Source organism: Pseudomonas chaetocerotis (assembly GCF_015712105.2).
In the GTDB taxonomy this organism is placed as follows: domain Bacteria; phylum Pseudomonadota; class Gammaproteobacteria; order Pseudomonadales; family Pseudomonadaceae; genus Aquipseudomonas; species Aquipseudomonas chaetocerotis.
This window is the reverse complement of sequence record NZ_JACFYX020000001.1, coordinates 840,726-854,613: the sequence shown is the minus strand read 5'-3', so window position 1 is coordinate 854,613 and position 13,888 is coordinate 840,726. Positions and strand designations below refer to the sequence as shown.

The 13,888-nt window shown below is 64.6% G+C and carries 13 protein-coding genes; 8 read left to right on the top strand and 5 right to left on the bottom strand.

Annotated features, from left to right (window positions below; all coding sequences use genetic code 11):
- Nucleotides 1–58: 58 nt before the first annotated feature.
- From H3221_RS03870 to H3221_RS03855, 4 genes are read right to left on the bottom strand one after another with little or no spacing between them, the layout of a single operon-like run.
- Nucleotides 59–658: an ABC-type transport auxiliary lipoprotein family protein gene (locus tag H3221_RS03870; RefSeq protein ID WP_196475444.1), complete on the bottom strand. Its 600-nt coding sequence runs from the start codon at nucleotides 656–658 to the stop codon at nucleotides 59–61.
- Nucleotides 655–1,572, bottom strand: coding sequence for an MlaD family protein (locus H3221_RS03865; RefSeq protein WP_196475445.1), 918 nt, complete (start codon nucleotides 1,570–1,572; stop codon nucleotides 655–657). The genes H3221_RS03870 and H3221_RS03865 overlap by 4 nt, the downstream gene beginning before the upstream one ends.
- Nucleotides 1,573–2,358, bottom strand: coding sequence for an ABC transporter ATP-binding protein (locus H3221_RS03860; protein WP_196475446.1), 786 nt, complete (start codon nucleotides 2,356–2,358; stop codon nucleotides 1,573–1,575).
- A complete protein-coding gene (locus H3221_RS03855; RefSeq protein WP_196475447.1) occupies nucleotides 2,355–3,494 on the bottom strand; it encodes an ABC transporter permease in 1,140 nt (379 codons plus the stop codon). The genes H3221_RS03860 and H3221_RS03855 overlap by 4 nt, the downstream gene beginning before the upstream one ends.
- 157 nt (nucleotides 3,495–3,651) lie before the next feature.
- Here H3221_RS03855 and H3221_RS03850 point away from each other — a divergent pair, with 157 nt between their 5' ends.
- The 4 genes from H3221_RS03850 to H3221_RS03835 all read left to right on the top strand — a co-directional run bounded on the left by H3221_RS03850 (nucleotide 3,652) and on the right by H3221_RS03835 (nucleotide 7,894).
- On the top strand, nucleotides 3,652–5,139 hold the full coding sequence (locus tag H3221_RS03850) for a flavin-containing monooxygenase (protein WP_196475448.1): 1,488 nt from the start codon (nucleotides 3,652–3,654) through the stop codon (nucleotides 5,137–5,139).
- Nucleotides 5,140–5,284: 145 nt separating this feature from the next.
- Nucleotides 5,285–5,452 carry a hypothetical protein gene (locus H3221_RS03845; RefSeq protein ID WP_017678407.1) on the top strand — a complete coding sequence of 56 codons (168 nt, stop codon included), beginning with the start codon at nucleotides 5,285–5,287 and terminating at the stop codon, nucleotides 5,450–5,452.
- Between the two features lie 236 nt (nucleotides 5,453–5,688).
- The gene (locus H3221_RS03840; protein ID WP_196475449.1) at nucleotides 5,689–6,609 is read left to right on the top strand and encodes an aldo/keto reductase; all 921 of its coding nucleotides are present in this window, start codon (nucleotides 5,689–5,691) and stop codon (nucleotides 6,607–6,609) included.
- Between the two features lies 1 nt (nucleotide 6,610).
- Nucleotides 6,611–7,894 carry an NTP/NDP exchange transporter gene (locus H3221_RS03835; RefSeq protein WP_196475450.1) on the top strand — a complete coding sequence of 428 codons (1,284 nt, stop codon included), beginning with the start codon at nucleotides 6,611–6,613 and terminating at the stop codon, nucleotides 7,892–7,894.
- Nucleotides 7,895–7,977: 83 nt separating this feature from the next.
- Here H3221_RS03835 and H3221_RS03830 read toward each other — a convergent pair whose 3' ends face one another.
- Entirely contained in the window at nucleotides 7,978–8,880 is a 903-nt protein-coding gene (locus H3221_RS03830) for a LysR family transcriptional regulator (protein WP_196475451.1), read from the bottom strand.
- A 98-nt stretch (nucleotides 8,881–8,978) separates the two neighbouring features.
- Between H3221_RS03830 and H3221_RS03825 the strand changes: the two genes are divergently transcribed.
- The 4 genes from H3221_RS03825 to H3221_RS03810 all read left to right on the top strand — a co-directional run bounded on the left by H3221_RS03825 (nucleotide 8,979) and on the right by H3221_RS03810 (nucleotide 13,806).
- On the top strand, nucleotides 8,979–10,220 hold the full coding sequence (locus H3221_RS03825; RefSeq protein WP_196475452.1) for a 3-hydroxyacyl-CoA dehydrogenase: 1,242 nt from the start codon (nucleotides 8,979–8,981) through the stop codon (nucleotides 10,218–10,220).
- Nucleotides 10,217–12,007: an acyl-CoA dehydrogenase C-terminal domain-containing protein gene (locus H3221_RS03820; RefSeq protein WP_196475453.1), complete on the top strand. Its 1,791-nt coding sequence runs from the start codon at nucleotides 10,217–10,219 to the stop codon at nucleotides 12,005–12,007. Before H3221_RS03825 ends, H3221_RS03820 begins: the two co-directional genes overlap by 4 nt.
- 101 nt (nucleotides 12,008–12,108) lie before the next feature.
- Nucleotides 12,109–13,272, top strand: a complete 1,164-nt coding sequence (locus H3221_RS03815) for an iron-containing alcohol dehydrogenase (RefSeq protein WP_196475454.1) — start codon at nucleotides 12,109–12,111, stop codon at nucleotides 13,270–13,272.
- Nucleotides 13,273–13,371: 99 nt separating this feature from the next.
- Complete coding sequence (locus tag H3221_RS03810; protein ID WP_196475455.1) at nucleotides 13,372–13,806, top strand: acyl-CoA thioesterase; 435 nt, start codon at nucleotides 13,372–13,374, stop codon at nucleotides 13,804–13,806.
- The last annotated feature ends 82 nt before the right edge of the window (nucleotides 13,807–13,888 follow it).

The window sequence follows — 13,888 nt, the reverse complement described above, 5'->3', positions numbered from 1 at the left end:
GCACCGATGATCACCTGTGAAGTGCCTGGTGCGTACAGCCCAGGCGGCCCACCACACCCTACGGGGTAGCGCGTTGCCCTTCGGCCAGCGTCCAGTCCACCAGCTCGCGGGACAATCGATCCCCCGCCTGGCCGAACGCAACCACCACGGAGGCAACCGAGGTATCACCCGCCGGTTGGCTGACGCTGAAGCGGCGGCTGGCGAGGATACGCTGGTCGCGTGCATCGACCAGGCGTGCATCGAGCAGGATCAGCGCCTCGGGGATGCCGTCGCGATACTGGCTATGGAAGCTGCGCAGGTCGCTGACCAGTTCCAGATCGGCCTGCAGGCGCTGCTCCTCGTTGCTCAGCGCCTGAATCCGCCCGTCGTCGTGGAAGGCATCGAGCAGGCGACCGCGCAGCAACTGCGGCGTGCGCTCGCTCCAGCGCACCCCCTGATAGGTGTTGACCCGACCCGGCTCGGGCAGCACGACGATGCGCGTGCCATCGAGCAACTGGTTGCTGACCGGGCTGTTCACCCGCAGTGACCAGTCAACACGCTGGTTTTGCGCCGGCAGGGCGGCGCCCGGCAGCAGGTAGATATCCAATGGTTCGCTCTGCGGCAGGATCGAGCAGGCGCCGAGCAGGCCGGCGGCCAGCAGCAGGGACAGGCGCTTCATGGTTGGAACTCCTTGATGCTGTCGTTACGCAGCAGGTAGCCGGTGGGGTCCTGCTCCAGGCGACGGGAGAAGCCGCGCAGGGCACCGAGGGTGTCGCGCAGTTCGCTGATGGCGGGGCCGAGCTCGCCGACGCCCTGCATGCCATTGTCCAGCGCGCTGCGGTTGCTCTGTAGCAACTCCTCGATGGTGCGGCTGCTGCGCTCCAGCGAGACCATCAGGCGTTCGGCGCTTTCCAGCACCTGGCTACCCTGGTTGTCGAGCAGTTGATTGGCGTTCTGCATCAATGCGGCTGCTTCACGGGTGGCGGCACTGGTCTGGCGCAGCGCTTCGCCCAGCTCGTCACGCTGGTCGGCGATGCCGGCGGTGGCTTGCTCCAGATTCTCCAGGGTGCGTGATACGCGCTCGGCGTTCTCGCGCGAGAGCATGCGGTTTGCGCGGTGGAGCAGGCGAGTGATGTTGAGCACCAGGTCTTCGCCGTTGGCCATCAGCCGCGACAGTGGTGAGCGGTCGGCGATGATGATCCCCGGCTCGCCATCCTTGCCCTTGAGCGGCGGGCTTTCCGGACTGCCGCTGTACAGCTGGATCACTGCCAGGCCGGTGATGCCGGTGATCGCCAGGCGGGCGCGGGTGTCCTGCTTGATGGGTGTGTTGCCGACGATGCGGATGCGCGCCCGCACGGTACGCGGATCGTCGGGATCTAGGCCAAGGCTGATCACGTCACCGACCTTGATGCCGCTGTATTGAACGGCGCTGCCCTGCGACAGCCCGGTGACCGCTTCGTTGAAGATCACTTCGTAGTCGGTGACAGCACGATCGGCCCCGCTCTTGTTCAGCCAGAGGCCGAACAGCAGCGCAGCGCTCACCGTGAGTACGGTGAATAAGCCGATGAGCACGTGATGGGCTCTGGGTTCCATTCATTGACTCCCTGCCGCCGCAGCGGTCTGTGCGGCTGCGCGTCCACGCGGGCCGTGAAAATATTCCTGAATCCAGGCATCGTTGGTGGCGGCCACCACGTCCAGGCGGTCGGCCACCAGCACCTTCTTCTGCGCCAGCACCGCGACCCGGTCGCAGATGCTGTAGAGCGTATCCAGGTCATGAGTGACCAGAAATACACTCAGGCCCAGGCTGTCGCTGAGGGTGCGGATCAACTGGTCGAAGGCCGCCGCGCCAATCGGGTCGAGGCCGGCGGTGGGCTCGTCGAGAAACAGGATGTCCGGGTCCAGTGCCAGGGCGCGGGCCAGTGCCGCGCGCTTGACCATGCCGCCGGACAACGAGCTGGGGTATTTGTCGGCGGCATCCTGCGGCAGGCCGGCGAGGGCGATCTTGACTCTGGCCAGGCGTTCGGCTGCTGCACGCGTCAGACCGGCGTGCTCGATCAGTGGCAGAGCGATGTTCTCACTGACCGTCAGCGAGGAGAACAGTGCGCCGCGCTGGTACAGCACGCCGAAGCGCCGCTCCAGCTGCGAGCGCCGCTCGGCTGGCAGGCTCAGCAACTCTTCGCCGAACACCCGCACGGTGCCGGCATTGGGTTGGCGCAGGCCGACGATGCTGCGCAGCAACACGGACTTGCCGGTGCCCGAGCCGCCGACCACGCCGAGGATTTCGCCACGATAGAGGTCGAAGTCCAGATGCTGATGCACCACCTGCGTGCCGAACTGGTTGCACAGGTCGCGTACCTCGATGACGGTTGCCTGACTCACCAGCCCATCTCCATCAGGAACAATGCCGCCAGGGCGTCGAGCAGGATGACCACGAAGATCGACTGCACCACCGCCGAGGTGGTGTGCTCGCCCACCGATTGTGCGCTGCCGCTGACCTTGAAGCCTTCCAGGCAGCCGATCAGGGCGATCAGGAACGCAAAGATCGGCGCCTTGAGCAGGCCAACGAGGAAGTGCTGCAGCAAGTCGCTGTCCTGCAGGATCGACAGGTACATGGTCGGCGAGATGTCCAGGCTCAGCGCACAGACCAGCGCGCCGCCGAGCATGCCACTGAGCATGGCGATGAAGGTCAGGATCGGCAGGGCGATGAGCATGGCGAACACCCGCGGCAGCACCAGCAGTTCGATCGGGCTCAGGCCGAGGGTGCGAATGGCATCGATTTCCTCGTTGGCCTTCATCGAGCCGATCTGTGCGGTGAAGGCGCTGGCTGTGCGGCCGGCCATGAGAATGGCGGTGAGCAGCACGCCGAATTCGCGCAGGAAGGAAAAAGCGACCAGATTCACTGTGTAGATGCTGGCACCAAAGTCGGCGAGGATGGTGGCGCCGAGAAAGGCCACCACGGCGCCGACCAGGAAGGTCAGTAGCGCGACGATGGGTACGGCGTTGAGCCCGCATTGTTCCAGATGGACTGCCAGTGAGGTCAGACGCCAACGTGCTGGGCGTACCAGTATCGCCAGCATGCTGGTCAGGGTCAGCCCCATGAAGCCGAGCAGCGCACGGCCCTGGCACCAAAGGCTTTCGACCACTTCGCCGATATGCCCGAGTACCTCGCGCAGAGCCGAGGGCGTGGGGTGTTCCTGCACCTGCGCAGTGCCTGCCATGGCGTCTGCCACTGCCAGCAACAGGGCGCGGCGCTCGGTGCTCAGGGTGACCTGTTGCGCGAGTTGGCGCAGACGTTCGCTGCCCAGCAGATCCACCAGCAGCGCAGCGCCGGCAGTATCCAGCGCGGCCAGCTCGGCGAGGTCGATGCTTTCCTGGCCATGTAGGCGTTCGCGCAGGGCCAGGACCTGAGGTTCGAGTCGGCTGTAATGGGCCAGCGTCCAGTCGCCACCGATGCGCAGGCCGCTGGCGGCATCCGTGCTGCTGGTCTGGAGCGGGGTCAGGTATGGCGTGGTCATGGCGACAGCTTAGCGCTGACGGGACCCGCCAGGCCAGCCGCGGTGCTCAGACTGTGTCGACGGCACGGTACACAAGCCGTTCGGCCACATTAAAGATCGAATGACGAGCGCATCGACTAAGGTGATGCTCATTGCCCGAATTTCGTGAGCGTGCGCCATGTCCGTGGAATATCTTGATGTCCTGATCATCGGTGCCGGCCTGTCCGGTGTCGGCGCCGCCTGCCATCTGCAGCGCCACTGTGCGGGCAAGCGCTTGGCCATTCTAGAGGGCCGAGAGGCGCTCGGTGGTACATGGGACCTGTTTCGTTATCCGGGTATTCGCTCCGACTCGGACATGTACACCCTCGGCTACAACTTCAAACCCTGGAGCGACCCACAGGCCATTGCCGATGGCCCGTCGATCCGCCGCTACATCGAGGAAACCGCACGTGAACATGGCGTCGAGGGGTTGATTCGATATCGGCACAAGGTGCTCAAAGCGGATTGGTGCAGTGCCAGCGCCACCTGGCAGTTGCTGGTGCAGCGCGGCGACGAGCACGAACCGCTGCGTCTGAGCTGTCAGTTCCTGATGATGTGCACTGGCTACTACCGCTACGAGGCCGGCTACACACCCGATTTCGTTGGCCGCGAGGATTACCGGGGCGCGTTCATTCATCCGCAGTTGTGGCCTGAAGGCTTCGATTACAGCGGCAAGCGCATCCTGGTGATCGGCAGCGGCGCCACCGCTGTGACCCTGGTACCGGCACTGGCCGAGCGCGCGGCGCAGGTCATCATGCTGCAGCGTTCGCCCAGCTACGTGATCAACCTGCCGCAGCGCGATGCGCTGTCCAACGCGCTGCGGCGAGTATTGCCGGAGACCTGGGTGTATCGCCTGGCGCGCGGGCGCAACGTGACCCTGCAACTGGTCTTCTACAAACTGGCCAAGCGCTTTCCGAATCTGGTGCGGCGGGTCCTGCTTGGGCTGGTGCGGCGGCAACTGGGCGAACGGGTCGATCTGCGCCATTTCAGCCCCCGCTACAAGCCCTGGGACCAACGCGTCTGTGCGGTGCCTGACGGTGATCTGTTTCGCGTGCTGCGCCAGGGCAAGGCGCAGGTGGTGACCGACGAGATCGAGCGTTTCACCGCTCAGGGCATCCGCCTGAAAAGCGGCGAGGAGCTGGCTGCTGACGTGATCGTCAGCGCCACCGGTCTGCAGTTGCAGTTGTTCGGTGGCATCGCCGTGAGTGTCGATGGTGCGCCTTTCGAGGCACCGAAGAGCATGGGCTATCGCGGCATCATGCTACGTGACCTACCCAATCTGGCGGTGGTGATGGGCTACACCAATGCCAGCTGGACGCTCAAGGCCGATCTCTCCAGCGAGTACTTCTGTCGCCTGATCCGCCACGTGGACGCCATCGGCATGCGGCAGGTAACCCCGCGTGACACCGACGGTCGGGCGCGGCCGGAACCGTTTCTCGATCTGCAGTCGGGCTATATCGAGCGGGCTTCACACCTGTTGCCGGCGCAGGGTGATCGGGTGCCCTGGAAGCTGCATCAGAACTATCTCTTCGATCTGGCGCAGCTGCGTTACGGCAATCTCGAGGACGATTATCTGGTGTTTTCCGCCCCTCAGGGCGAGCATAAAAGCGTGTTGGCGCAGTCCTGATCCAGTGTTGGCTATAGCGAATGTCCTACAAAAAGTTGCACAATCGCGCCGCTTTCTTTCCTGGCATTGCGCCACTACCATTTTGAGATCTGAGTCACGGATGAACCAGTGGGTGCAACGTCATCCATCACATGAGGAGTCGGCCATGAAGGAACAGCGCCACCTGCCCGCACTGCGGGAGCACATCGAGCAGTTGTTGAGCAAAGGCTGGGTGATCGCCAGTCGCAGCCCCATGACGCTGCGCAATGGCAGCCGCTGCTATCTGGTGTCCCACGGCATGCTGATCAGCGAGTCCGCCACGCGCGCGGCCTGATCACTCTTTCCCGACCGCTGCGTCGTTATCCCGCCTGGCGCAGCGGCGTTTTTGGTTACCGGATATTGCGTCCGCAGCCTGCCGTATTTCCCCTCTTTCCCCCGCCATAGCCGGGCTGCAGGCATTTCACCGGCATGCTTTCTTTCCCCGATACCTGATCGGCAACGGATGTAACGTCTTGGTCTGAGCGTGGTCAGTGCCTATAACCAACCGGTCACTGTCAGAGGAGCCACGTCATGCCCAGTCGTCGTCGATTCCTGCACGGTAGCGCCAGCCTGGCGGCGTTAGCTGCCCTGATGCCCTGGTTGCCGTCATCCGCCCTCGCTTCCGGCACTTTGCTGAGTCGGGCGATTCCCAGTAGTGGTGAACTGCTGCCGGTGATCGGACTGGGTACGTCGCGCACCCATGATGTGGCGATGACCGATGAGGCGCTACAGCCCTTGCGCGAGGTGCTGCAGACGCTGGTCAATGGTGGCGCCAGTCTGGTGGATACCGCGCCCAGCTACGGGCGAGCCGAGGCCGTGTGTGGTGCATTGGCCGCAGAAGACGACATGCGCAAGAAACTGTTCCTGGCCAGTAAGGTGTCCTCCTCCGGGCGCGCGGCAGGTGAGCGGCAGGTCGAGGCCAGCTTCGCCGCGCTCAAGACCGACACCATCGACCTGATGCAAGTGCACAACCTGCAGGACACCCGCACTCAACTGGGTCTGCTGCGCGAGCTGAAAGAACAGGGCCGGGTACGCTACATCGGCGTGACGCACTATCTGGATTCCGCCCATGAGCGCCTGCTCGAGGTACTGCGCCAAGAGCCGGTGGATTTTGTCCAGTTCAACTACTCCATCGGCGAGCGCAACGCCGAGCGCGAGCTGTTGCCCTTCTGCGCCGACAAGGGCATCGCGGTGCTGATCAATCGGCCCTTCCAGCGCGCGGCATTGTTCGACCGAGTAAAGGGAAAGAACCTGCCGGACTGGGCAGCGGTGGAGCTGGACGTCACCTCCTGGGCTCAACTGATGCTCAAGTTCATTCTCGCCAATCCGGCGGTGACAGCGGTGATTCCGGCCACCTCCAATCCGCGTTACATGGCCGACAACATCCTCGCCGGTCAGGGCCGCCTGCCTGACGCGGCGCAGCGCCAGCGCATCATCGAGTTGTTCGCCTGAGATGCAGGCGCTGACCCGGCGCCTGGCACGGGCGATCAATGCCGAAGGTGAGGAGCTGGCGGCCGTTCTGGCTGGCTTCGCCCTGTTCTTCTGCCTGTTCGCCGGCTACTTCATGCTGCGGCCCATCCGCGAGGCGATGGGCATCACCGGCGGGGTGAACAACCTGCAGTGGCTGTTCACCGCTACCTTCGTCGTGATGCTGCTGGCGGTGCCGCTGTTCGCCTGGCTCAATTCGAAAGTTCCGCGCATTCACTTCATCGACTGGGTTTACGGCTTTTTCTGCCTCAATCTGCTGGTCTTCGTGCTGCTGTTTCGCATCGATCACGACAGCGTGTGGCTGGCGCGGGTGTTCTACGTATGGATCTCGGTCTACAACCTGTTCGTCGTCTCGGTGGCCTGGAGCCTGATGGCCGATGTGTTCGACGGCGCCCAGGCGCGGAGGCTGTTCGCCTTCATTGCGGCTGGCGCCAGCGTCGGTGGGTTGTGCGGGCCACTTTTGAGTGCTGTTCTGATCGGCGCCGTTGGCGAGTCCGGGTTGATGCTGATGGCCGCTGTGCTGCTCGGTGCAGCCATGGCGCTCAAGCGTTACCTGATGGGCTGGCGCGAGCGGCAGGGCGCCGGACGAGCTGGGGCGGTACCCAGCGAGAGCCCGCGCAGGCCGGTACCGGGCAATCCGTTCAGCGGGCTGACGCGTATGCTCGGTTCGCGTTACCTGCTGGGTATCGGCGCTTTCGTTCTGCTACTCACTTCGGTGAGCACCTTTCTCTACTTCGAGCAGGCGCGCCTGGTCGCCGAGCTGTTTCCGGATCGCGCCGCGCAGGTGAAGGTGTTCGGTGTGATTGATTTCATCGTGCAGGCCGGTGCGCTGGCGACTCAGGTATTCATCACCGGTCGGGTGGCGCAGAAGCTCGGCGTACGCGTGCTGCTGTCGCTGGTTCCGGCGTTGGTCTGTCTGGGCTTTGTCGGCCTGGCGCTGACCCCTACCTTCACCATGCTGGCGGGGCTGATGATCGTCCGACGCATCGGTGAATATGCCTTCGTCCGACCGGGGCGGGAAATGCTCTTCGCCTCGCTCGATGCCGAGAGCAAGTACAAGGCGAAGAACTTCATCGACACCGTGGTCTATCGCGGCGGCGATGCACTCAGCGGCTGGGCCAAGGCCGGGCTGGACATGCTTGGCCACGGCGCCTGGCTGGTGGCCATGGTCGGTGCGCTCTGCGCCGCGTTATGGGGTGTGCTCGGCTGGTACCTGGGTGGCCGCGCCGATCGCCAAGTCGAGAGGTAGGCTGTGCAGTGCGCACCGACATTGCACCACCCGTAGATTGAAGAATGGCCGGTGCGCACGGCTTGTGGCGGCCCCGCGACACCCTACGGGTTGGCCGCTGCGACGATCTCCTCGATCAACCATTGCAGCGCGGCATCGCGCTGGCGCTGCGCCAGGCTGACCACTTCGAGGTGGAAGGGCCCGAGGGTGAAGGGCAGATCGAACAACTGCAGCGGCAGCAGCGTGGCGAAATGCCGGGCCAGGGCGGTGGGCAGCACCGCCGCCAGCTCGCTGCCGGCGACGATATGCGCGGCCTGCAGGTAGTTCGGCGTGGTGTAGAGGATCTGCCGCGATAGACCCTGTTCCCCCAGCCATTGATCGACCATGCCGCGGGTCTGCCCGCCGTGTACCCAGAGGTGACGCAGGCGCAGGAACGTCTCCAGATCCAGATTGCCCTGGCGCAGCAGAGGGTGCTCGCGGCGAACCGCCAGTTTGAGCGTCTCGCTCATCCAGTGACGGCGGGCGAAACGCGCTGGCATCTCGTCGAAACGGCCCAGCACCAGATCCAGTTCGCCCTTGTCCAGCGCCTCCATTGGCAGGCTGGGGCTGAGGTGGCGAATGTCGATGCCGATGCCCGGTGCCTTCTGGCTCAGACGATCGAGCAGGCGTGGCATGCACACCAGCTCGACGTAGTCGGTAACGGCAATGCGAAAGCGCTGGCGGCTTTCGCCCGGCTCGAAGGCCTCGCCGGCGCTCAGGCTCTGCTCCAGCTGACGCAGCGCGCTGCGGATCGGCGCCTCCAGTGCCAATGCCCGCGGCGTTGGCTGCATGCGCCGGCCGACGCGCACCAACAGCGGGTCGTCGAGCAGTACGCGCAGGCGATTGAGCGCATTACTTACCGCCGGCTGGCTCAGCGCCAGGTGTTCGGCGGCGCGCGAGACGTTCTGCTCGCGTAGCAGGGCGTCCAGTACACGCAGCAGGTTGAGGTCGAAGTTGCTGAAATTCATCTACTGAATACGTCGTATCACAAGACTAAATTTCAAAAATAGTAGCGGCTTGCTTATCGTGACCCAAGCTTTTCTGTTTGTGCACGAGAGGAACAACAATGAATAAAACCGTCTCGCCGCTTCGCTGTGCCGCCGTGATCGGCGCCGGCACCATGGGCCGCGGTATTGTCATCAGCCTGGCCAATGCCGGCCTGCAGGTGCTGTGGTTGGATAACAACCCGCAGATGGTCGAGCAGGGCCTGGCGATGGCTGAGGAAACCTGGGCGCACAATGTCGCCAAGGGCCGTATCGATGCGGCCGAGGCCGCCGCGCGGCGCGCACGTATCGAGGCGGTGGACGGCTACGCGGCGCTGGCCGACGCTGACCTGGTTATCGAGGCGGTGTACGAGAATCTCGAGCTCAAACAAAGCATCTTCCGTGAGCTGGACGTGGTGCTGAAGCCCGGTGCGATTCTCGCCAGCAATACCTCGGCGCTGGATGTCGACGCTATCGCTGCGGTCACCAAGCGGCCAGAATCGGTGCTAGGCCTGCACTTCTTCAGCCCGGCGCACATCATGAAACTGCTGGAGATCGTCCGCGGCGGCAAGACCGCACCAGCCGTGCTGCAGGCCGCTCAGGCGCTGGGCGCGCGCATGGGCAAGGTGGCGGTGGTGGCCGGCAACTGCCACGGCTTTATCGGCAACCGCATGCTGCACACCTACGTGCGCGAGGCGCGCATGCTGCTGCTCGAAGGCGCCTGGCCGCATCAGGTGGACGCGGCGCTGCAGGGCTTCGGCTTCGCCATGGGGCCGTTTCGCATGTACGACGTGGTCGGCATCGACCTCGAATGGCGCGCCCGCGAACTGTCCGGCCGGGGCCAGGATGATCCGGCGGTGCAGGTGGATAACCGTCTGTGCGAGTTGGGTCGCTTTGGCCAGAAGAGCGGCAAGGGTTATTACCGTTACACGCCGGGAAGTCGCCAGGCCGAGCATGATCCGGTCGTCGACGGGCTGGTGCAGATGCAATCGGAACGCCTGGGCTTCACCCGCCGTGAGATCGGCAACGAGGAAATTCTCGAGCGCTGCATGCTGGCACTGGTCAACGAGGGGGCGAAGATTCTCGAGGAGAACATCGCCGCCACTAGCCACGACATCGATCTGGTCTATCTCAACGGTTACGGCTTTCCCGCCGAGCGTGGCGGCCCGATGAGCTGGGCCGACGGCGAGGGTGTCGCTGCGATTCACCAGCGTCTGCTGCAACTGACCGAGCGCTTCGGCGCGCATTGGCAACCGGCGGCGCTGATCGAGCGGCTGGCTGCCGAGAACAAGTATTTCAGCAACGTACAGGAGGGTCGGGTATGAGCTACCAGGCGCCATTGCGCGATATGCGCTTCGTCCTGCACGAACTGTTCGACGCTGCCGGCCACTGCGAGCGTCTGGGTAACGGCCTGGATCGCGAGCTGATCGACGGCGTGCTGGAGGAGGCTGCGGCCTTCGCCGCAGGTGAGGTCGCGCCGCTCAATCGCAACAGCGATGAGGAGGGCTGCCACCTGGAAAATGGCCAGGTCAGCACGCCCAAGGGCTTTGCCGAGGCCTACCGGCAATACGTGGACAACGGCTGGGCGAGCATGACCGGGCCGGTGGATTATGGCGGTCAGGGCTTCCCGCAGCTGGTGGCCTTTGCCTTCCACGAAATGCTGATGGGCGCCTCGCTATCCTTCCGCGTCTACTCCGGGCTGACCGAGGGCGCCGTGCTCGCGCTGCACAAGCACGGCAGCGAAACGCTGAAGCAGCAGTACCTGGGCAAGCTGGTCAGCGGTCAGTGGACCGGCACCATGTGTCTGACCGAGCCGCAGGCCGGTACCGACCTGGCGTTGCTGCGTACCCGCGCCGAGCCGCAGGTCGATGGCAGCTACAAGGTCAGCGGCAGCAAGATCTTCATCAGCGGTGGCGAACAGGATCTGTCGGAAAACATCGTCCACCTGGTGTTGGCGCGCCTGCCGGATGCACCTGCTGGCGTGAAGGGCATTTCATTGCTGCTGGTGCCGAAATTTATCGCTGCCGCCGACGGCACACCGGGTGAACGCAACACGCTGTCGTGTGGCGCTATCGAGCACAAGATGGGCATCAAGGGTGCCTCCACCTGCGTGATGAACTTCGACGGCGCCACCGGCTGGTTGGTAGGCGAGGCCAATCAGGGCCTGGCCTGCATGTTCACCATGATGAACGACGCGCGCTTTCAGGTCGGCTTGCAGGGCTTGGGGATAGGCGAGGTGGCCTTCCAGGGCGCGCTGCGTTATGCCCGTGAGCGCCTGCAGTCACGTGGTCTGGCGGGCGTGCAGGCGCCGGACAAGGCAGCCGATCCGATCATCAATCATCCCGACGTGCGACGCATGCTGTTGACTCAGAAGACCCTGGTCGAGGGCAGCCGCATGCTCGCCGCCTACACCGCGCGCCTGCTCGACCTGGAGCATGGCGCCGAGTCGGCCGAGGCACGCAAGGCGGCCGGCAAGCGCGCGGCGCTGCTGATCCCTATCGTCAAGGCGTTCTTCACCGACATGGGCCAGGAAGTGGCCAGCCATGGTGTGCAGGTCTTTGGCGGGCACGGATTCATCCGCGAGTGGGGCATGGAGCAGTTGATGCGCGACAGCCGCATCACCCAGCTTTACGAAGGTACCAATGGTATCCAGGCGCTGGACTATATCCGCCGTAAATTGCTGGGCGATGGTGGCGCCGAACTGTCTGCGCTGCAGGCCGAGTTCAGTGCGTTGTGCGATGACCAGGCCACGCGCTCGGCGCTGAAGGAAATGGCGACCGTCGTGCAGGCGCGTCTCGGTGAATGGCGTGAGCTGAGCAGTGCCGTGATCGCCGCCTGTCAGCGCGACCCGCAGGAGATCGGTGCCACTTCGGTGGATTTTCTCCAGTACTCGGCTCATGTGCTGCTCGCCGGTTTCTGGCTGCAAGCCGCGGCGCGGGCTCAGGATGCGCTGGAGGCGGGTAGCGGCGAGGCGGCGTTCTACCGGGCCAAGCTGCACAGCGCCGACTTCTATCTGCGCCGTGTGCTGCCGCGCGCCAGTGCACACCGCGAAGCCTTGCTGGGCGGGGCGGATTGTTTGATGGCCATGGACGAGGAGAGCTTCGCGTTCTAGCAAAGGTCATTGGTGCGCGCGGTGCACCCTATGGGTTTCAGCGCGTTACGTAGGGTGCGCCGTGCGCACCGAACCCAACCAGACAACAAGAGGAGCACCCCATGCACCCATTCAGCTTCGCCACCGCCGCGCAGATTATCTGCGAATCCGGCGCCAGCCTGCGTCTGGCCGAACTCTGCCATGAGCGCGGCGCCCGGCGCGTGCTGATCGTCACTGACCCGGGCATAACCCGCCTGGGTCTGCTCGAACCGCTGCTGCCGGGCTTCGCTCGTGCCGGCATGAGTGTGCAGGTGTTCGACCAGGTGCTGGCCGACCCGCCAGAGGTCGTGGTGCTGGCTGCCGTGGCTCAGGCTCGTGAGTTGCAAGCTGAGCTGGTGGTCGGCTTCGGTGGTGGTAGCTCGATGGACGTGGCCAAGCTGGTGGCTCTGCTGGCGCATCCAGACTGCGCCCAGGCGCTGAGCGAGATCTACGGTGTGGGTAACGTGCGCGGTCGGCGCCTGCCGCTGATTCAGGTGCCGACCACGGCCGGCACCGGCTCCGAGGTGACGCCTATCGCCATCGTGACCACCGGCGAGACCACCAAGATGGGTGTGGTCTCGCCCCTGCTGCTGCCGGATCTGGCCCTGCTCGACGCCGATCTGACCCTCGGCCTGCCGGCGGCGGTGACTGCTGCCACCGGGATCGATGCCATGGTGCATGCCATCGAGGCCTATACCAGCGCGCTGAAGAAAAATCCGCTTTCCGACCTGCTGGCACGCGAGGCGCTGCGCCTGCTGGCAGCCAATCTCGACGAGGTGGTGAAAAACGGCAGCAACCGCGAGGCACGCCAGGCCATGTTGCTCGGCGCCTGCCTGGCCGGGCAGGCCTTCGCCAATGCGCCCGTGGCGGCGGTGCATGCCCTGGCCTACCCGCTGGGCGGGCATTTCCATATTCCCCATGGGTTGTCCAATGCCCTGGTGCTGCCGCAGGTGCTGGCATTCAACGCACCGGCAGCGGCGCCGCTGTACGCCGAACTGGCGCCGTTGGTGCTGGGTGAGCGTCTGCGCGCGGGCAGCGCGGCGGCGCAGACCGAACAATTGATCGCAGCGCTGGCCGGCTTCAGCCAGCGCAGCGGCCTGCCGACGCGGCTTCGCGATGCCGGCGTAAGCGAGGCGATGTTGCCGACGCTGGCGGCGGACGCCATGCTGCAGCAGCGCCTGCTGGTGAACAATCCGCGCGAGATGAACGAGCAGCAGGCCCTGGCCATTTATCAGGCAGCCTACTGATATTTATCGCGATTGGTGCGCATGGCGCATCCAACCGGGCCGGCGCCATCCTTTCAGTAGGGGGCGCCGTGCGCACCGAAGCCACTCCAAGGATCATCGATGAGCCAACCCCAACATCTACGTGGCGACTACCGCCACTTCCAGCCGATCACCACGCGCTGGCACGACAATGACCTCTACGGCCACGTCAACAACGTGACCTACTACAGCTACTTCGACAGCGCGGTGAACGCCTACCTGATCGCCGAGGGCGGTCTGGATATCCATGGCGGGGAAGTGGTCGGCTTCGTGGTCAGCTCAAGCTGCGACTACTTCGCCTCCATCGCCTTCCCTGATGCCATCGAAGTGGGGCTGCGCGTCGGCAAGCTGGGCAATAGTTCGGTGCAGTACGAGCTGGCGATCTTCAAGACCGGCGAGGAGCAGGCCTGCGCCGCTGGGCGTTTCGTCCACGTGTTCGTGGATCGTGCGAGCAATCGTCCCGTAGCGATACCTGAGGCCTTGCGTGCGGCGATGGCGGCATTGCTGGCGGATTGAACGCAGTGCACACGGCGCACCTCACGCTGGCTACGGTCACTGGGTGGGGTGCGCCGTGCGCACCTCCTGCCGCGGCCTGCTA

Bases quoted from the DNA above. Each gene is read 5' to 3' on its own strand.
- H3221_RS03820 (WP_196475453.1), top strand. From the start codon at position 10,217: ATGAGCTACCAGGCGCCATTGCGCGATATGCGCTTCGTCCTGCACGAA.
- H3221_RS03830 (WP_196475451.1), bottom strand. From the start codon at position 8,880: ATGAATTTCAGCAACTTCGACCTCAACCTGCTGCGTGTACTGGACGCC.
- H3221_RS03845 (WP_017678407.1), top strand. From the start codon at position 5,285: ATGAAGGAACAGCGCCACCTGCCCGCACTGCGGGAGCACATCGAGCAG.
- H3221_RS03835 (WP_196475450.1), top strand. From the start codon at position 6,611: ATGCAGGCGCTGACCCGGCGCCTGGCACGGGCGATCAATGCCGAAGGT.
- H3221_RS03850 (WP_196475448.1), top strand. From the start codon at position 3,652: ATGTCCGTGGAATATCTTGATGTCCTGATCATCGGTGCCGGCCTGTCC.
- H3221_RS03855 (WP_196475447.1), bottom strand. From the start codon at position 3,494: ATGACCACGCCATACCTGACCCCGCTCCAGACCAGCAGCACGGATGCC.
- H3221_RS03825 (WP_196475452.1), top strand. From the start codon at position 8,979: ATGAATAAAACCGTCTCGCCGCTTCGCTGTGCCGCCGTGATCGGCGCC.
- H3221_RS03840 (WP_196475449.1), top strand. From the start codon at position 5,689: ATGCCCAGTCGTCGTCGATTCCTGCACGGTAGCGCCAGCCTGGCGGCG.
- H3221_RS03810 (WP_196475455.1), top strand. From the start codon at position 13,372: ATGAGCCAACCCCAACATCTACGTGGCGACTACCGCCACTTCCAGCCG.
- H3221_RS03870 (WP_196475444.1), bottom strand. From the start codon at position 658: ATGAAGCGCCTGTCCCTGCTGCTGGCCGCCGGCCTGCTCGGCGCCTGC.
- H3221_RS03865 (WP_196475445.1), bottom strand. From the start codon at position 1,572: ATGGAACCCAGAGCCCATCACGTGCTCATCGGCTTATTCACCGTACTC.
- H3221_RS03815 (WP_196475454.1), top strand. From the start codon at position 12,109: ATGCACCCATTCAGCTTCGCCACCGCCGCGCAGATTATCTGCGAATCC.